Here is an 18366-nt window from a genome sequence, read left to right on the forward strand (position 1 = left end):
TTTTAATATAAGAAATAATAATCATTCTCATTTATTGAGTCATCATATCGTATCTTTGGATCGAATGTCTAGACCAAATGTTATCGGCATTCCCTGTGTAATTTTAAAAGGTGCTTTTAATGAATCTTTCTCTAAATCAAGCCGTACAAATACTGACTCAACCTCATCCTTTACATTTGATTTGGCAAATTTACCTGTCACAAATACAGGCACAAGCCTTAGATTTTTCAATTGAAAAAAAACTCTTTGCATCATTATTTCAATTTGAAGATGCCACAGTCCTAGCAAAGAAACATGCTTTGCATCCTCAAAATACCGATTATCTGTTACAGCTCTTGGCAAGTTTACAACTGTTAGACACCCAGTTTGAACCAACCAGACAAGCTATGCTTTATCGTATTAAACCAGCACTTAAAGACTACTTTGATCCGATATCAGATCAATATTGTGCTGATGCGTTGTTATATCGCCAACAAGTGATTCAGTCTGTTGCTGGTCAACTTTCTGTGTCTTTTTCTCGTGATTTCCAAGCCCAATCTCGAACACCAGAAACGATCGGATCTGCATGGGCACAAGCGGCTCAAATACAAATTGCCCAAGAACAAAACGCTGTTACAGTTCACATTGCAGATGTGCTTTCTGATTTAGTCAGTGAATTTGAAACAGCAAGGCATTTTCTTGATGTCGGTGCTGGCGCTGGACGGATTGCTATGCATTTGGCTGAAAAGTTTACTCAACTTGAATGTACCCTTTTAGAACTTCCGCATGTCATTGAGGCAATTCGTCCCACTTTAGCAAACCATCCAGCACATCAACGCTTACATTGTTTAGCAGCTGACTTGCAAAGCTTAGACTTTCAAACTTTAAAATCTCAACCCCAATACGATATTATTTGGTGCTCATCTGTACTGCATTTTGTCGATGATTACGCTCTAATTTTAGAAAAACTGCTTGCAGCTCTATCATCCCATGGTGTATTGATTTGTTGTCATGCCGAAATTGACCCATCTCAATATGATGCAGGTATTCAAAGCTATTATCTGAATATGCGTATGCAAGGCAATTACATTCCACAAAAGGACGACATTTATCGCAGCTTAAAGCAACTGGGTTGTCAGCACATTGAAACGATCGAGAATGTGCAATTCCCGGTTGCGCCGGTTGATGTACTGATTGCGCGGAAATAGGTTATGAAAAAGCGAGAAGTAAAATTTAATCCTTAAATCAAATTGACTTCTCGCTATGTCGAATATTGAACATAAACGCATTAAAATTTCTGCGAAATACTCACCTTATAATCTCGACCTGTACCTGTCATATACTCACCCAAATACATTTTGTAATCACGATTAAATAAATTATCAATCGAGAAATTCAGCGTCGGCCCTTTTGCACCAATTGGCTGCCAGTCGGCATAAACGCTATGTAGTGAATAGCCTTTAGTTTTGGGTAATGAAAATGAAGATGCCGCGATCGACTTATCATTATCTGAAAGGCTTCGATCTTGCTCAGCAACAAATATCCCTCTCCACCCCATGGTTAAGTGATGCTCAGGCACATTCACCCCTAAAGTCGCTGTGGCTTTTTTCGGTGGAATATTGGTCATCCATGTTTTTTGATCAAACCACGGATTTACAGGGGAATTATCACGTTGCCCGCGAATATAGGAATAGGTTAAACCTGCAAACCAAGTCGGCTGATTATAGAAAGCTTCGGCTTCATAGGCTTTGATGGTGTAATCAGTCACATTACGATAAAAACCATGATCATAATTACCTTTACAGTCTGCTACGCTGCCTGATCCGTTGTTGGCATTGTTTTCTGCTTGTGCTTGACAAAATGTTGAGCGATTGCGGAATATCTCATCGCCCCCACGATTATGATGATAAGTTAAACGCACTTGCAGATGATCTTCATTGCTAAACACATCGTCAAAATTCATCTCATTTCCGACACGAATCGCCAACATTTTTTCAGGAACTAAATAACGACTGGTCGATGGAACAGTGGTTGCTGCGGATTGCACATAATATTGTTCATCTACACGAGGCGCACGCCAAGTTTTACTCACGTTAGCAAACCATGTCATGTAGTCGGTCTGTTTCCAAGATATCGCTAAACGAGGAGACCAGCCTGTATAGGTTTTACTGGAATAATCATGTCCAGCAGCCGGATCATTAAATCGTGATGCACGATTTGGCTTACCGTTATTTTCAATATGATCATAACGTAGCGATGGGGTAATGATGAGATTATTAATCTGATACTGATCTTCAATAAATGCACTCAGCATTTGCTGATCACCAGCAGGCATATAGTTCGGTTCATAATAACCAAAATTATAATCTGGCTTTTTCACATTGTTCTTGTCATAAATCAGCGAGTTTTGTTCCATTTTCTGGTATTGCGCGCCAACCTTTAATTTATGCGTGCCCAGTTTTGTTTCAATATCACTGATATTACTCATTTTTAATGCTGTATTGGTATAGGTTACCCAGCTTTCATTGCCTAACAGTGCCGCTGAACCCGTTACACTTGGCAAGCGTAGATCATGCTGATAGGTTTTGGAGTAGGATGCGACAGCTTTTAAGTTTAGATATGGGTTAGCATCAGGATTGAATTCATAACTTGCAGAATAACTGGTATCTTCCTGATCACGGTCAACCAAACGGCGTTTCCAAGCCTCATCATAACCATATTTGGCGATATCCGCCTCAGTCGGCACTGCATCTTGATCACGCATGGCAGCAAAAGGCTCCCAGCCTTCATGCCCACTGCGCATGGCATTTAAAGAAATTTTATGACCATCGGCTGGATAAAAATTCAGTTTGGCTAAATAGGTTTCTTGCTCTTGCCCAGAATACAAAAACTCAGTTCCATCTGGTCGCTTTACATTGCCACTGTCTCGGTTGGTATAGTAAAACAGCCCATCGACCAGCCCATTGTCGGCTTTACCATATACAGCGCCAGTGTAGGTATTTTGGCTGTTATTGGAAAAGCGTGAATATTTTAAAAATGCGCCAATATTTTTACCCTCATCAAGCAAATCAGTGGCATCTTTAGTTTCCAGTGTAACTTTACCACCAAAACCACCATTACCGACTTCGACGTTATGTGGCCCTTTATCCACGGTGATTTTCTTTAAAATCTCAGGTTCAATAAAGACTGAACCTTGTCGATATTTATCAAACGTTTTAACAGAATCGTCTAAGGTGATTGGTACATCGGCTACCCCACCCATCCCCAAGATATTAATCGTTTGCCCTCCTGGACGTGGAGATCCTGCTGAACCTACACTGGGCATATGATCGAGCAATTGCGCAACATTATTGGCCTGATAACGATCAATCGCCTTTTGATTGAGCACGCTCTGACCAAATTGTATGGTGTCTTTTTTTATTGCTTCGACCACAATCGGGGTCATCTGATAAATTTGGTTTTCAGCATTTGTGGATGATGTTGCTGTTTTCCCCGTTGCTGTTTTTCCTGTTGCAGTGTTTTCTGTATTGACTACAGACGTTTGTGCCGCAGTAGAGTTTTCAATGAGTAGATAACCTGCGGAAGTTTTTTGAATCTGGAATGGGGTATTTTGCACCAATAATGCAAAAGCTTGATCTAGGGTATATTTACCCTTCATCGTCTTTACCCGATAACGATTGGTTTTTGCAGGATCTAATAACAAGGATACATTGGCTTGCTGTGCCAAGCTATTTAAAGCTTGGGTTAATGAACCGCTTTGCACTTGATAAAAGCCAACAGGCGAAGCGTTATTTGCATGCGTTTGTATACTGATTGCACTCATAGACAGTGCGATTGCAACAGCCATTGCAACTGGCTTTATTGCATTCTGATATAAAGATTGAGACATTCTCTACCCACCCAAGGTTAAATGATAATCATTAACTTCATTCAGTTAAAATAATCTGTGTTTTCATGTGTTCTAAGTTATATGACGAAGCAGAAACGAAAAAACCGCAATCAATTGCAGTTTTTTTAAATTTTAATTTTCTAAAACACCAGCAAACCTATACTTACCAGCTAAAGTCCACATACCAAAAATTAATTATAGTGCATTGTATAGTTAACAACCGCATGCACATTTTGAGCATCGACAATTGCTGTCTTAGAAATATATGCTACATAATAACTTAAATACGCCACAGCATAAGCACCCTCAAAAACAGGACTTTTCGCCTGAGTTCCCCAAGGTGCTGAAATATCTACAGCTACCCCATCTCTAGTCGTAATTTGAAAAAAAATAGGATTTGTAGTGGAAGCATCTAAGGCCTTGTTGACCAATAAAGTTTTATCCTCTGTATCCAAGTCAGTAGGTGGTGAACTTACACTCAAATGAATCCCTTTAAAGGCTCTAGATGTTGCTACATCACAAACACCCGTACCTGTAGCATTTAGTAACTCCATATAAATGAGTTTTTTACTTAACGGTACATTTGGATAAAACCCTGATTTAGGTACAGTGGGCAAGGTAAGTGTTAGATCTTTAGTACCGCTTGCATCACCGCCAGCACTATGTAATATACATGTTCCGTCAGTCACCACACCATTGACTGTAATGGTTCCATCTACAGCAAACACGCGACTACATGTCAAACTTAAAGCCAAAGCACTCAATGTGGCTAAAGTCAGTTTCTGCATTGAATAAATCTCATAAGATTTGAATAAGTTTTAATTTTCTCAACCCTCAATAAACCTAAACTTCCCCTCGCTTAAGCCAATACACAAAATTTAATTATAGTGCAATGTATAATTGATCGTTGTCGTGAAATTTTGAGCATCGACAATCCCCGTTTTGGAAGCAACCGCGACTATGTAATATACATATGTTTCACCATCAGCACGGATACGCACTAAGCTTTTCTCCTGAGTTCCCCAAGCCGCAGAAAAATCTACAGGTCTACTGTTTTCAGTCTGCATTTGAAGAAAAATAGGATGTGCCTTAGAAGCACCACCTGCACCTGTGGCTTTATTCACGAGTAAAGTTTTATCTGTCTCATCCAAATCATCTGGTGAAATTGTACTCAGATGTATTCCTTTTAATGCTTTACTTGTTGCCACATCACAGTGAGCTGTACCTGTTGCATTGGTTAACTGTAGAGTAAGTCCATAACGCATTGGCACTGGAAGTGTAGGCGTAAACCACGATTTAGGTACAATACCTAATGGATATACGATATCTTTCAAACCAGTTACATAACCACCATCACCTTGCAATGTACAAGTTTGATCCGTGATAACACCATTGACTGTGATTGTGCCATCTACAGCAAACACGCTGCTACATGCCAAAGTTAAAGCTAAAGCGCTGAATGTGGCTAAAGTCAGTTTATTCATTGAATCCCCCCTTTATAATGCTTTAATCATTTTAAATTGCTCAATCTTCAGTAAACGCATGCTTCCCAACCCAAAACAACAGAGGCTAATTTAATTATAGTGCATTGTATAATTGACTACTGCTTGCACATTTTGAGCATCAACAATCCAATTCTTAGCAACGTACCCTACACCGTAAGCAAAAATTGTACGAACACCATCCCGAAAAATAGTAGTTTTCTCCTGAGTTTCCCAAGGCGCAGAAAAATCTACACGTTTATTGAACCTAGTATACATTCGGATAAAAACAGGATTTTTAATGGATACATCTGCAGATTTATTGACCAATAAAGTCTTATCATCTGCATCCAAGTCAGTTGGTGAAACAGCACTCAGATGTATACCTCTAAAGGCATAACTTGTTGCTGCATCACAGAAACCTATACCATCAGCATTTCTTAATTCCATTACAAGGTTCACTCCCACTGTATTAAACTTTGATTTAGATACAGTAGGTAAAGTAACCGTTATATCTTTCATACCAACTGTCCCTTCTAGACCTTGCAATGTACAAGTTTGATCCGTGATAACACCATTGACTGTAATGGTGCCATCTACAGCAAAAACGCTGGTACATACCAAAGTTAAAAGCAAAGTGCTGAATGTGGGTAAAGTCAGTTTATTCATTGAATCAGCCTTATAAAGCTTTAATAAATGCGATAATTTAACGATGCTGTGATTCACATTAGGAGACATGGTAATTTCAACGAAAATAGATAGATCTAAATATATAAACGCTGTTGCTGTTAACTCTAAACCTCTGCTTATTTCAAGCTAGAGTCTATTTTAATATTTATTTTTATTTTAAATTTCCTCTAATTTAAAATAAAACTCCATGCTGACAAAAATATCCGCATATCACAATATTTTTAAGTTTACTTTTTATCATACAAATACATTACATAAAATCATGTGTAAATTTTATTATTAAAAATCAATATAATAAATAAAACAAATGATCAAAATTTAAATTTTATTTGAGTTTTAAACACCATTTACAGCGTATCGAAATATGATTAAATATAAATAAAATCATTTTTTCCTGTCCAAATTTAACCCGACTAAAATAATATGCTTTATCATTTTTCAATCATATAAATGACCTCATCATCCAGCTTCCTTATTAAGATCTTCTATACGTATCCAAAGTATTACCCATCAACATCATTGATTGAATATTCATTAAAACACTTATGATTTTTTATAAAATGATATTCAATCGATTTCTTTCATCAATCAAAAATAATCGTGTGGCGTAAATCATATTGCTATTCAAAGTGCCTTCTCTTTGTGAGAAAGCGAAGATGAGAGGAATTTTTATATTGATCTATGCTTTTAAAAAGACTTATACAACAAGCCGAGTGACAAAAAAACTGCAATAAATTGCAGTTTTTTTAAATTTTAACTTTCTAAAGCATCAGCAAACCTAAGCTTCCCCCGCTTAAACAAACACAAAAATTAATTATAGTGCAATGTATAATTAATTTTTGCAGTGACATTTTGAGCATCGACTATCCCCGTTTTAGAGGCATACTGTGCACGATAATATACAAATGTATGACTACCAAGATGCTGAACTGTACTTTTTGCCTGATCTTCCCACGATGCTGAAAAATCCACAGGTAGCGCATCCAAGGTATAAAATCGCATAAAAACAGGATTTGCAATAGAAGCGCCCGAGGTGTTGACCAATAAAGTTTTATCTTCTGCATCCAAGTGATCTGGCGAAATCGCACTGAGGTGTATACCTCTAAACGCTCTTCGTGTTGCTGCATCACAAAAATCTGTACCCGTCGCATCTCTTAAATGCAGATTAAAGCCCATGAAGAATGGGACTCGATTTGAAGGCGTAAATGTCGATTTAGGCAGCGTGGGTAAGCTAACGGTTAGATTTTTTAAACCATTTGCCATACCATCATCACCTCGTAAGGTGCAAGTCTGATCCGTCACCACACCATTAACCGTAATGGTTCCATCTACTGCAAATACGTTGGTAGACGCTAAAGTTAAAGCCAAAGTACTCAATGTTGCTAAAGTCAGTTTCTTCATCAAATACCCCTTTATAAAGTTTTAATTATTTTTAAGTTGCTCAATCATCATTAAATCTATGTCTCACCACTAAAACCAACATAAAAAATTTAATTATAGTGCATGGTATAATTTATCTTTGCCGTGTAATTCTGAGCATCGACAATTCCTGTCTTGGAAACATATGCTACACCGTATACTAGATATGTCTCACCATTAAAATTATAAATTAAACTTTTCGCTTGAGTTCCCCAAGGTTCAGAAAAATTCACAGTTTTACCGTTGTTTGCATACATTGCAATGAACACAGGATTTTTAGTTGGAGCACCTATGGCTCTATTCACCAATAAAGTTTTATTGGTTGCATCCAAATCATCATTTGGTGAACTTACACTGAGATGGACTCCTTTAAAGGCTTGAGTTGTTGCTACATCACAGTTAGCTGTACCATCAGCATTTGTTAAGAACAGAAGCATGGCGTACCCCGTTGATGTTGGATTTGTAGTAAACCATGATTTAGGTATTGAAAACATACTAACCGTTAGATCTTTCAAGCCAGTAGTAAAAGATCGGCCAGCTTTTAATGTACATGTTTGATCCGTTACCACACCATTAACCGTAATGGTTCCATCTAAGGCAAATACATTTGTGCTTGCCAAAGTGAAAGCCAAAGTACTCAATGTTGCTAAAGTCAGTTTCTGCATTGAATTACCCCTTTATAAGGTTTTAATTATTTTTAAGTTGCTGAATTATCAGCAAACCTATACCTCACCCTTTAAGCCAACAGACAAAAAACTAATTATAGTGCAAGGTATAATTGATAGTTGCCGTGACATTCTGAGCATCTACAATCCCAGTCTTCGAAATAACTGATGCCACATATAGTACAGCTGCGTCATTACCCCCTTTAGAAACCTTACTTATTACCTGCCTCCCCCAAGGTGCAGAAAAATCTACTGACTCCGAACTATCACCAACATAAGCTCTAATGCCAATAAAAACAGGGTTTTTAGTAGAAGCACCACTGGCTTGATTCACTAATAAAGTTTTATCGGCTGTATCCAAGTGATCTGGCGAAATCGCACTGAGATGTATTCCTTTAAAGGCTTTAACTGTTGCTGCATCACAGTTAGCTGTACCCTCAGCATTTTTTAAAAACACTTGAATGACTACAAACCCTGGTGCTCTATTGAAGATAAAACTTGATTTAGACACAGCTGGTATATTAACTGTTATATCTTTTGTACCGCTTGCCTCACGATAACCTTGTAATGTACATGTTTGATCTGTCACCACACCATTTACGGTGAGGGTTCCATCTAGCGCAAATACATTTGTGCATGGCAAAGTTAAAGCCAAAGTACTCAATGTTGCTAAAGTCAGTTTCTTCATTGAAATACCCCTTTATAAATTTTGAAGCAAAAACATGCGATAAATATAATCTTATTCACATTATAGGAACGAAAATCCCAATATAAATAAATGCAATTAAATATGGTTAAACTATGTTTCTGCTTATTTTAATCTTATGCTGATTTAAAAATTAGCTATTCACTATTTATTTTAAATTTCAGTTAATTTAAAATAAAACCTTATGCTGACAAAAATACATCTACACCACAATAGTTTCTAGGTTGACTTTTTATCATACAAGTACATTACATAAAATCATGTATGAATTTTATTATTAAAATTCAATATTATAAATAAATAAATTGGTAAATTTTAAGTCATTATTTTAGTTTTAAACAGTATTTTCAACATATAAAAATGTGATTAAACATAAATAAACCACATTTAATAAGATATTAAACTCAACCAAAATAACATTATTGTTATTTTGAAGTAATATAAATTACATGATCGCCAAGCTTAGTTATTTTAATTGGGTATTGAGTTACCAGCAATCGTAGCGTTTGATCTAAATCCTGTTGCGCATTAATCACACCACTGACTTTATAATCTTTTAAGGTCGAATGATTAAATATTAAATATTGATGATGATAACGCCCTAAGTTAGTCAGTAAATCAGCTAAAGGAAGTTGATCTGCCAATATCTGATGTTTATCCCAAGCAAACTCGGTCGATGCAATATCTAACTCAGAAATCGGACTTAAACCAAGTGAGTCAGCGCTAATTTTTTCCCCTTGTTTGACCACTTTTACTTGAGAATTTTGAGCCAATGAACGGGTTTCAACTTTTGAATGCAACATATTTAACACACTGCTATTGGCGTACTGATAAACAATAAATCGTGTACCGAGCGCTTTAAAATCCGCTTGAGCTGTATGAATGATCAGAGGTCGTTGTGGGTCTTTGGCTACATCAATATAAATATCCCCTTGAACTAAATTGATTTGTCTTTTTTCAGCAGTAAAATCAAGTTTAATGGCAGATTTTGCAGCTAAAGTCACTTTGGAACCATCTTCCAAGGTGATCGAATGCATTTGCCCAATCTCAGTTTTATAATCAGCCGTGTAGTAAGACATCATTGTTGAATGAGCAGTGAAATAGACAACGCCACCGATACTCACACAAAACAGCAAGACTTTGCTAAATAATTGTAAAATATGTTTTTTACTTTGCTGACTGACTTTCATTGAATTGCGAACGTTTTGACTGGATATGCCATGCGTTGTCGAAAACTGCTGCATCGTTTCAGAAAAATTAAGCATTTGATCGAGTTGATCATGATGTTCAGGATACTTGCTTCGCCACGCTTCAAACTCAATTTGCGCTTGTTGACGTTCATGCAAATCATCAGTATTTAAACGAACAATCCATAAAGCCATTTCTTTCTGTAGCTGCTTAGCGTTCATCTAGCCCTAGCTCAAGCAAGTTGTTTTTCGCCTCATAACATAACTGTAAACATTCGGCTAAATAGAGCTGTGTCGTGCGTAATGATTTACCAATCTCAGTGGCAATTTCACTCTGACTATAGCCTTCAAAGTAATACATGATAAATGCTTTTCGAGTTAGTGCTGTTGTATCCTGTAAAGCAATGGTAAGAAAATCTAAAATAAGTACAGCCTCTTCAATTTGATTTGAAGTGATTAAAAGATCTTGATCATCTGCATGCTGTTTGAGTGTTTCTAAATAATTCTGCTCTAAAATATAACGACGATGCTTATCAATCAGCACATGTTTTGCGACATTGACCAGATATGCACGCGGTTCCTGAATAGAAAAAAGCTGTTTGCTTTGCAGCAATTTGACAAAAGTATCTTGAACCAGATCTGCGGCAGTAAAAGGATATCTGACACGCGAGTTCAGCCATTGTTTCAGCCAATCATGGTGATCCAAATACATCTCTTGCAGTATTTGCTGTCGCGATGGTGTGGGGAGAATTGGGATCATAAAATTAAATTAAAAATTCTAAACAATAATAATTATCGTTTACATTTTATGATTTGTAAATGCTATCCTAAAGAACTTTTTTGTAGGCTCTGTTGCGCTTTTTATCCTGTTCATTCGTCATCTCTCATATAACCCATTTTTTCATAGACTTTTTTACATAAGAGAATTACATGAATCAAGCACTGATCACTGAACCCAATACGCAACAAGAACTCAGTTTGGCTATGCAGCTCAAATTACAGACTGCAGATGAGCATGAAAGAATGCATACACTGATGGCAAAGGCAGACGTATTTTCTAGTTTAGAAAAATATGCCTTATTCACCTTGTCACAGTATTATTTTCAATTGGAAATCGAACATTTATTTCAACAAGATCAAGTGGCTTTACATATTACCGACCTTGATATTCGTGGTCGTTCTGCACAAGCACTGTTAGATCTACAAGATTTAGGCATTCAACCCCAAGGCCAAACTTTAGAAAGCTTAAATGTGACTTTCCCTGCTGCTTTAGGCTGGATTTACGTTTCAGAAGGATCAACTTTAGGCGCAGCATTTTTATTTAAACAAGCGCAGCAACGTTTAGGTTTAAGTGCTGAGAATGGTGCGCGCAATTTGGCAGCTTATCCTGAAGGTCGAGCGAAGGTTTGGAAACGATTTGTTCAAGCTTTAGATCAAGCCGAACTCAGCCCTAGCCAGAAAGATGAAGTTATTCAAGGAGCGCTTGATGCATTTAAATATTTTGGCAATGCCTTAATCAATTTAGAGCAACTTAAGTAAATTTATTCTATAAAAGTTAATTCATCTGATGGTAGGAGCTTGCAAAGCCACCTATTACAGTGAAAAGTTTAAATTTAATTTGCGTAAACAATAGATCTTTCATGAATCAAAATATGATTATATGGAGTGAATCATATTGGATTGAAAGTCCCTTCTCCCACTGGGAGAAGGCTAGGATGCGGGGCTTTTATGTTGATTTATAGTTTTAAAAAGGACTAATGAAAGAAGCCGAATGTCTCACTCTTGCACTATCTTATCTTTGCACTACAAACAAAGCAGTACTTTGTTTTTGCTAATGTTGAGCAAGAGATACTCCTATACGCCACAATAGCTACACCTTGTTGGATTCAATGAAGAAAAGGTACTTACACTGCGCAGCCTAGGTTGCAAAGTTTTAATTCATTTTGCATAAACAATAGATCTTTCATAAATCAAAAAATGATTATATGGCGTAAATCGTATTGGTATTGAAAGTCCCTTCTCCCACTGGGAGAAGGCTAAGATGAGGGGCTTTTATATTGATTTACAGTCTTAAAAAGGACTGATAAAACAAGAGAACTGAGTCAATCAGTGCTCTTGTTTTATTTGGCTCTATTCGAGTCAGTGCGGTTGCACCCTGCAAAGTAACAGTGAGAAAATCTAAATTGAGGCTTGTTTATGGCTATATATCATAAACAAAATAGACAGTAGAAAGAGTCCGCCCATCAACATGACCGTGACATGGAAAGCCATCAGTTCAGCAGATTGTAAGCTGTTGCCCTGCTGTTGAGACAAAGTGCCCACAACGGTCATTGCTGTACCTAAAACGGCTATCCCAATTGTCATTCCCAATTGACGTAATGTATTTAAAATAGCTGCGGCAAAGTTTGCATCTTGTACTTGTACACTGCCCATGATCAATGTACTTGAACCCGGAACGATCAATCCCATACCAATTCCCATAAGTCCACTACAAAAGATAAATAGCGCAAAAGATGAATCGGTTTGAAAACTCATCATAGCCAACAATGCAGTGCCTGCAATTGCCAAGCCCAGTGTTAATAAGCTCGCTACGGTAAAACGCTGGTGTAATTTGGAAAAGGCAATTGAAACAAACGCCTGTGTTAAAAACTGTGGTGCAATCAACCAGCCTGCCTGTGCTGCAGTTAACTCAATCTGATTTTGATAAAACAAAGCAAATATAAATAACGAACTATATCCTGCAAATCCTAAAATAAAAGAAATCGCGTTATAGGCTAAAAAACGTTTATTTTTAAATAAATGATTGGGGATCAATGGATGAGTGGCATGTTTTTGTTGCCATACAAACGCCATACTTGCCAAGATAAACAAGAAAATACTCAGCATAAACCAATGTGCTAAATGCACATGTTGTAATGCGATAATGCTATACGTTAATGTGACAATCGCTACAGCACTGTAGAGCAAACCTAAATAATCAAAAGGTACAGGCACCGATTTCTGATCAGCCTCAATACCATAATAGCCCAAGTAAATCGTTAGAATCCCAACAGGAAGATTGAGCCAGAAAATACTTTGCCAACCAAAATGATGTACCAATAATCCACCCATCAGCGGACCAACAATTAATGAAAACGCACTAAAAGAACTCCAGCGACCAATTTCACGCGCTTTGTCTTGCGGTTGATGAAAATGATGCACCATAATCGCCAATGCCAAAGGGATTAAAACTGCACCAGCCACCCCCTGAATCATTCGTCCAATAATCAACAAACTAAAATTGCTTGCCATCGCACAAATCAATGAACCCACGATAAAAATGATCACACCCAGTAACCATAACTTTTTACGCCCTATACGCTGGCTTAATGCCCCCACCGCTAACATTAAACTCGATAGACTTAAAGCATAGCTATCAATCACCCACTGCAGATCCGCCATATCACTATCAAATTCATTTTGAATGCTTCCAAGTGCAAGATTGACACTGCTGAGATCCACCAAACACAGAAAGGTACTGATATAAAGTGCAAAAATAAGGTAAATCGGCTGGCGAGATGCATTCATACATCACCTAGATCATTTAAATGAGAATCATTATACTATACATTGACCGACGGTCGGTCAATGTATAAAAGTCTACTTAAACCCCAAACTTTTCATTTTTTATAGACAATCTTGAAAGCGCTTTTAAAGATCATCACTGATCACAACTTAAGAAGAATGGTTGACTTTAAAATGCATCGTTTAGGGTTCTAATTAAAATTGATAATAAAAGAATATCAGACGAGAAGCGATTTATATGATTCAAGGTCATAGTGAAAGTCAGCCATCATGATGGAGCATTTTTAAATATTGCAGCGCAATTTGTTGAGAAAAATCTGTGCTATCTTGTAGTTGATTGGCAATTGCTTCATCTACAACCCCATGTACACCTGAATAAATCAACAAAGCGGTTAATCTTGGCTGTTCTAAATGCCAAATACCCTCCTGCTGCCCTCCATTTAAGATTTGCAGCAATTGTTCTAATATCATATTTTTTTCATTATTTTTTCGTTCATGGTGATGTGCACCAAAAACAATATCATGTATAGCATAGCTTTCGAGGTAGGTTTGTATATTGGCAGAGACCCAAACCTTAAATTGACTGACCCAATCTTCAGCATCACATGTTGCAACTGCGGTGTCTAAGGCCGCGATAAAAAAATCGATATAACGTTTTTTTAAGGCTTCAACAATATGCTGTTTCGATTCAAAGTAATGATAAAAGGTCCCTTTAGCAACGCCCACACTGGCAATAATTTCGCTAATCGTGGTGGCTTCAACGCCTTTTTCTAAAAAAAGCGTTTGTGCAGCATTCATCAGCTCATCAATTCGGACTTCTGCTGGCTTGGTTTGCCTTTTTGTCACCTGAGTAGAAGCGACTTGAGATTGTGATGACATACTTCTCTATTTTCTACACGCAAGAATTTAATTATAGATGAGCCCTAGCTAATTCACAATTTCCGCTTTTACTTGGACTGCTGACTTTTATAAATTATCTCAGTCAGCAATAGAAACTTTATCACCTTAAATATTTAGCTAACCACGACCATAGTTCAAAGCCACTTCACAATTCAAACCAGCTAGGCCTTTGCTTTATAACATATATGCTTAATTTTCCACTAACAACTTGAAAAATATAATAATATAAATTATTTACGAGAAGTCATCATTCACAAGTAATGCAAATACTGGATGAGCGTAATAAAGATGATGCTAAAAATAAACAAAGCTTAGCTATATATTTTTACTTTATAAAATGCATACTTTTCATTCTACAAACAGTAAAAAGCCCACTTTCGCGGGCCTTCTACTCAATTTTTTGTTCAACCAACAACATTTCTGCTGTTATGAGGAACTTAACGTAATATACGATAGCTAATTTTTTAATAAGAAGCCATTACTTTAGCATGTAAGGGTTAATTATTTATTGAGAGAGCTATAATTCTGGTAAGACCGTAAAAATATACATCATGTTTCCTATTTAAAGCATCACTAGAAATCGTGGACCATTCTTTAGAACTTAAAGCAAAAATGTCAGGAATAGGTTCATAATTTAATCGATTACAGTAATTATTAACTTCAATCAATAAACTAGAAATACTATCAAATTGAGATTGCTTAGTAATTGAACGCCATTCATTAAGTGAAACTAAAAATTGTTCATGATGCTGCTGCTGATAAGTTTTCATAAGGAAGAACCTTTTAGTTGAATTAAGTTTCTATCCTAAAACATATAAAAATCAGTAAAATTTTTTATTCCAGCTTTACTTATTGTACATAATCTTGCACAATAAAATTGTACAGAAAACTGTACATGCTTATGTGTTGTAAACATAAACTTAATAGAGCCAGTATCAAGTAAAGAGTCCGAAATAGAGTATCTATAGCCAATCAATGAGCCAGTGTGGCAATCAATTTAGAGCTAGATCAAGACATAGTGACCAAAATAGTATTAGAGCCAGGAACAGTAATAGGAAAAGCAAACATGCATGTATTTACATATACTGATGCACGTAACAATCTAAAATCCGTTTTAGATAAAGTTATAGACGATGCAGATGTAGCAGTAATTACTCGTAAAGAAGGTCAACATGCCGTTGTGATGGGTCAAGACTATTACAATAGCTTGATGGAAACATTACATCTCATGTCTTCTCCAAGTAATGCAGCGCATTTAGCAAAATCAATTGCAGAGTTGCGAGCATCTAAAGCCATTGAAAGAGAGCTTTTAGATGAAACGGAAGACTAGTTTTACACCTTCAGCTTGGAATGATTATGTCTATTGGCAGAGCCAAGACAAGAAAACACTAAAACGTATTAATACTTTAATTAAAGAAAGTCTTAGAACGCCATTTGAAGGTATTGGAAAACCTGAACCATTGCTCGGTGATTTATCAGGGTTATGGAGCAGACGAATAGATGAAAAAAATAGACTAGTCTATGAAGTTACAGACATAGCGATAACGGTAATTGCTTGTCGCTATCACTATGAATAATAATGAAATCTAAAGTATCCTTTGACAGATATACTACCGTATCGTAAGAGTAATCATCTACAGGGTATTCATATTCATCAGGATTTTTGGTCACCAAATTTCCTAAGCACTTAAACTTTAAACTACAAGCCACAATAAGATTGGGAGAACTAAATCTATAAGTTCTCCCATTTTATTCTGTGCTATTGATCTAAGCCTACACATTTAAATTTCGTTATTTCCCCCCTAACCATTTGGTCGAGTCACAATTGGGAAAATTGAATCTGGACGTTTAAACATTGCAAAGAATTTTCCAATTTTCAGTGGATTACCTTTAACTTTACTGTCTTTAGAAAGCAGGACTTTTACCCCTTCTATTTGACCTGTAATCATTTTTAGATATAAGGGCTTGGTTACGGTTAATGTTGGGCAATCCGATGCCAAACCATTACTGTCATCATGACGTTTAAACTGCATGACTGAGTTTTCAACCCATAATGAAAAATTCTCTTGGGTATCCGACAAAACCAGATTGATACACTGGTTTTCATTTTTTAAATTTTCCACATCTAAATTGGTTGCCATGGCTTCAAGAAATCTTTCAGTTGGCGTGTGAATCAATAAATCACTCGGATCAGATGTATTTTGTAGGGGTACATTATTCTGTAACTCTTGAGCGCCCACCAAAAAGAAATTACGCCAAGTCGAAGCCTCAGCAGCATAGCCCAATTGACGATACGTATTTGCCAATAAGTCTTTCGCTTGTTGGTTTTGAGGGTTATTCAACACAATATGTTTTAAAATCTCGGCAGCCCATCTATAGTCAGCTTGAGCATAGGCATCCCGCGCATTTTTCAATGCATTGTTCTCTCCACCTGCTAACTCAATATATTTTTTTGCAACAGCTTTTGGTGGCAATGGATCTAAGTTGGAAGGATGGGCATCGAACCATCCCATATAATATTGGTATACCGCTTTTACATTATGCTTAAGGGTTCCATAATAGCCATGCGCATATAGCTTTTGATCAAGCGCAGCTGGAAGCTTAATTTTCTCGGCAATTTCAGCACCATTAAAACCAGAGTTCATATATCTCACCGTCTGATCATGCGTGAACTTATAAACATCTCGCTGGGTTTTAATAAAATCTTGAATATTGTCATTGCCCCAGACCGGCCAATGATGCTGTGCGATCAATACATCTGATGCTTTAGCATGCTGCATTGCTTGGTCTAAATAGCCCACCCATTTTAAGGCATCACGTACTTTAGCACCTCGAAGGGTATAAAGATTATGCATGGTATGCGAAAGAATTTCTGCGCCATTATAAAGTTTCAGTGATGGAATAAAGAATGTTAATTCAGCAGGTGCTTCTGAACCCGGCACGTTATAAAACACAAAATCCAAACCATCAATGCTCATTTTCTGTTCTGCTTGGGTGATCAGTTGTGTAGGCTCAAGGATTCCCATTTTCCCAACAGCAACAGCCTTACCTAAACCAGTATCCACCAATCCTTCGGCATTCTTAGGCAAAAAAGTTCCATACATATAAGTCGCACGACGTATCATGGCTGAACCTGCCATCACATTTTCACTGGTCGCTTCTTCCATAAAGCCTTGTGGCGCAATAATTGGAGTTTTTCTAGCGTTAATTTCTTCTGTTGAAAGAACGCCTAATGCACCACCAAAATGATCGATATGGCTATGGGTAAAGATAATGGCTGAAATTTTTTGCTCACCTAAATGCTGTCTAGCAAATTTAAGTGCTGCTTCCGCCGTTTCTTTAGAGGTTAATGTATCCACAATAATCCAGCCAGTATCACCCTGAATAATGGTCATATTTGCCAAATCAAAACCACGAATTTGCCAAACTCGATCTGTCACTTTAAATAGACCAACATTGTTATTGAGCTTTGCTTGTCGCCATAGAGCAGGATTAACAGTATTTGGTGCTGGATCATTTAAAAAATTAAATGCATCAAAATCCCAGATCACATTGCCTTTCTCACTTTTAATTTGACCCTTTGGTTTGGCAATAAAACCTTTTTGCGCATGATTAAACTCTGTCATATCGTCTAAATTATATTTACTTTTATAAGCATTATTTGATTCAATGACCGCTTCTTCGACTTGCCCATTTGCTGCCAAAACAGAAAATGGCAAAATAAACATCAATGAGACTGTTAAAAATTTAATTTTCATTGTCATTCCTTTTTTCAAAATATCCATAATTTTTGATTTTCTAATCCGTACTGTTCTTTTCATTCGGCATCTCATACGACGACTTTATCTCGCTATAAAATCCTTTACCCTCCACAAGTTAATGCATC

At 36.9% G+C, this 18366-nt stretch carries 17 protein-coding genes; 4 read left to right on the forward strand and 13 right to left on the reverse strand.

The annotated features are described in order from the left end of the window. The first annotated feature begins 119 nt into the window (after positions 1-119). Positions 120-1187 (forward strand): class I SAM-dependent methyltransferase, encoded by a 1068-nt coding sequence (locus F981_RS19375; protein WP_004724696.1) that lies wholly within the window; start codon positions 120-122, stop codon positions 1185-1187. An 80-nt stretch (positions 1188-1267) separates the two neighbouring features. On the opposite strand, the gene F981_RS19380 is transcribed toward F981_RS19375, so the two are convergent. The 9 genes from F981_RS19380 to F981_RS19420 all read right to left on the reverse strand — a co-directional run bounded on the left by F981_RS19380 (position 1268) and on the right by F981_RS19420 (position 10776). Next, on the reverse strand, positions 1268-3868 hold the full coding sequence (locus tag F981_RS19380) for a TonB-dependent hemoglobin/transferrin/lactoferrin family receptor (RefSeq protein ID WP_004724698.1): 2601 nt from the start codon (positions 3866-3868) through the stop codon (positions 1268-1270). Positions 3869-4059: 191 nt separating this feature from the next. After that, entirely contained in the window at positions 4060-4656 is a 597-nt protein-coding gene (locus tag F981_RS19385) for a fimbrial protein (RefSeq protein ID WP_004724700.1), read from the reverse strand. A 90-nt stretch (positions 4657-4746) separates the two neighbouring features. Continuing rightward, positions 4747-5352: a fimbrial protein gene (locus F981_RS19390; protein WP_004724702.1), complete on the reverse strand. Its 606-nt coding sequence runs from the start codon at positions 5350-5352 to the stop codon at positions 4747-4749. A gap of 90 nt (positions 5353-5442) precedes the next feature. Beyond that, a complete protein-coding gene (locus F981_RS19395; protein WP_004724704.1) occupies positions 5443-6018 on the reverse strand; it encodes a fimbrial protein in 576 nt (191 codons plus the stop codon). Positions 6019-6849: 831 nt separating this feature from the next. Further along, positions 6850-7440 carry a fimbrial protein gene (locus F981_RS19400; protein ID WP_004724705.1) on the reverse strand — a complete coding sequence of 197 codons (591 nt, stop codon included), beginning with the start codon at positions 7438-7440 and terminating at the stop codon, positions 6850-6852. Positions 7441-7529: 89 nt separating this feature from the next. Next, complete coding sequence (locus tag F981_RS19405) at positions 7530-8123, reverse strand: fimbrial protein (RefSeq protein WP_004724707.1); 594 nt, start codon at positions 8121-8123, stop codon at positions 7530-7532. Between the two features lie 91 nt (positions 8124-8214). Then, positions 8215-8811, reverse strand: coding sequence for a fimbrial protein (locus F981_RS19410; protein ID WP_004724709.1), 597 nt, complete (start codon positions 8809-8811; stop codon positions 8215-8217). 443 nt (positions 8812-9254) lie between these two features. Further along, entirely contained in the window at positions 9255-10238 is a 984-nt protein-coding gene (locus F981_RS19415) for a FecR family protein (RefSeq protein ID WP_004724711.1), read from the reverse strand. Next, positions 10228-10776: a sigma-70 family RNA polymerase sigma factor gene (locus tag F981_RS19420; protein ID WP_004724712.1), complete on the reverse strand. Its 549-nt coding sequence runs from the start codon at positions 10774-10776 to the stop codon at positions 10228-10230. Before F981_RS19420 ends, F981_RS19415 begins: the two co-directional genes overlap by 11 nt. A 170-nt stretch (positions 10777-10946) precedes the next feature. On the opposite strand from F981_RS19420, the gene F981_RS19425 reads away from it, so the two are divergent. Beyond that, entirely contained in the window at positions 10947-11555 is a 609-nt protein-coding gene (locus F981_RS19425) for a biliverdin-producing heme oxygenase (RefSeq protein WP_004724714.1), read from the forward strand. Positions 11556-12194: 639 nt separating this feature from the next. On the opposite strand, the gene F981_RS19430 is transcribed toward F981_RS19425, so the two are convergent. The 3 genes from F981_RS19430 to F981_RS19440 form a co-directional block, all read right to left on the reverse strand. Further along, the gene (locus F981_RS19430) at positions 12195-13583 is read right to left on the reverse strand and encodes an MFS transporter (RefSeq protein ID WP_004724716.1); all 1389 of its coding nucleotides are present in this window, start codon (positions 13581-13583) and stop codon (positions 12195-12197) included. A gap of 258 nt (positions 13584-13841) precedes the next feature. Next, a complete protein-coding gene (locus tag F981_RS19435; RefSeq protein ID WP_004724717.1) occupies positions 13842-14459 on the reverse strand; it encodes a TetR/AcrR family transcriptional regulator in 618 nt (205 codons plus the stop codon). 518 nt (positions 14460-14977) lie between these two features. Next, positions 14978-15250: a hypothetical protein gene (locus tag F981_RS19440; protein ID WP_004724719.1), complete on the reverse strand. Its 273-nt coding sequence runs from the start codon at positions 15248-15250 to the stop codon at positions 14978-14980. A 296-nt stretch (positions 15251-15546) separates the two neighbouring features. On the opposite strand from F981_RS19440, the gene F981_RS19445 reads away from it, so the two are divergent. Beyond that, positions 15547-15810: a type II toxin-antitoxin system Phd/YefM family antitoxin gene (locus tag F981_RS19445; RefSeq protein WP_004724722.1), complete on the forward strand. Its 264-nt coding sequence runs from the start codon at positions 15547-15549 to the stop codon at positions 15808-15810. Next, positions 15794-16057: a Txe/YoeB family addiction module toxin gene (locus tag F981_RS19450; protein ID WP_004724725.1), complete on the forward strand. Its 264-nt coding sequence runs from the start codon at positions 15794-15796 to the stop codon at positions 16055-16057. Before F981_RS19445 ends, F981_RS19450 begins: the two co-directional genes overlap by 17 nt. A 225-nt stretch (positions 16058-16282) precedes the next feature. Here the strand turns inward: F981_RS19450 and F981_RS19455 are convergent, their stop codons facing one another. Continuing rightward, the gene (locus F981_RS19455; RefSeq protein WP_004724726.1) at positions 16283-18238 is read right to left on the reverse strand and encodes an alkyl/aryl-sulfatase; all 1956 of its coding nucleotides are present in this window, start codon (positions 18236-18238) and stop codon (positions 16283-16285) included. Positions 18239-18366 lie beyond the last annotated feature (128 nt).

The organism is Acinetobacter guillouiae CIP 63.46, assembly GCF_000368145.1.
GTDB classification, from domain to species: Bacteria; Pseudomonadota; Gammaproteobacteria; order Pseudomonadales; family Moraxellaceae; genus Acinetobacter; species Acinetobacter guillouiae.

Bases quoted from the DNA above. Each gene is read 5' to 3' on its own strand.
- F981_RS19435 (WP_004724717.1), bottom strand. From the start codon at position 14,459: ATGTCATCACAATCTCAAGTCGCTTCTACTCAGGTGACAAAAAGGCAA.
- F981_RS19380 (WP_004724698.1), bottom strand. From the start codon at position 3,868: ATGTCTCAATCTTTATATCAGAATGCAATAAAGCCAGTTGCAATGGCT.
- F981_RS19395 (WP_004724704.1), bottom strand. From the start codon at position 6,018: ATGAATAAACTGACTTTACCCACATTCAGCACTTTGCTTTTAACTTTG.
- F981_RS19390 (WP_004724702.1), bottom strand. From the start codon at position 5,352: ATGAATAAACTGACTTTAGCCACATTCAGCGCTTTAGCTTTAACTTTG.
- F981_RS19400 (WP_004724705.1), bottom strand. From the start codon at position 7,440: ATGAAGAAACTGACTTTAGCAACATTGAGTACTTTGGCTTTAACTTTA.
- F981_RS19445 (WP_004724722.1), top strand. From the start codon at position 15,547: ATGCATGTATTTACATATACTGATGCACGTAACAATCTAAAATCCGTT.
- F981_RS19425 (WP_004724714.1), top strand. From the start codon at position 10,947: ATGAATCAAGCACTGATCACTGAACCCAATACGCAACAAGAACTCAGT.
- F981_RS19410 (WP_004724709.1), bottom strand. From the start codon at position 8,811: ATGAAGAAACTGACTTTAGCAACATTGAGTACTTTGGCTTTAACTTTG.
- F981_RS19455 (WP_004724726.1), bottom strand. From the start codon at position 18,238: ATGAAAATTAAATTTTTAACAGTCTCATTGATGTTTATTTTGCCATTT.
- F981_RS19385 (WP_004724700.1), bottom strand. From the start codon at position 4,656: ATGCAGAAACTGACTTTAGCCACATTGAGTGCTTTGGCTTTAAGTTTG.
- F981_RS19375 (WP_004724696.1), top strand. From the start codon at position 120: ATGAATCTTTCTCTAAATCAAGCCGTACAAATACTGACTCAACCTCAT.
- F981_RS19450 (WP_004724725.1), top strand. From the start codon at position 15,794: ATGAAACGGAAGACTAGTTTTACACCTTCAGCTTGGAATGATTATGTC.
- F981_RS19405 (WP_004724707.1), bottom strand. From the start codon at position 8,123: ATGCAGAAACTGACTTTAGCAACATTGAGTACTTTGGCTTTCACTTTG.
- F981_RS19415 (WP_004724711.1), bottom strand. From the start codon at position 10,238: ATGAACGCTAAGCAGCTACAGAAAGAAATGGCTTTATGGATTGTTCGT.
- F981_RS19440 (WP_004724719.1), bottom strand. From the start codon at position 15,250: ATGAAAACTTATCAGCAGCAGCATCATGAACAATTTTTAGTTTCACTT.
- F981_RS19430 (WP_004724716.1), bottom strand. From the start codon at position 13,583: ATGAATGCATCTCGCCAGCCGATTTACCTTATTTTTGCACTTTATATC.
- F981_RS19420 (WP_004724712.1), bottom strand. From the start codon at position 10,776: ATGATCCCAATTCTCCCCACACCATCGCGACAGCAAATACTGCAAGAG.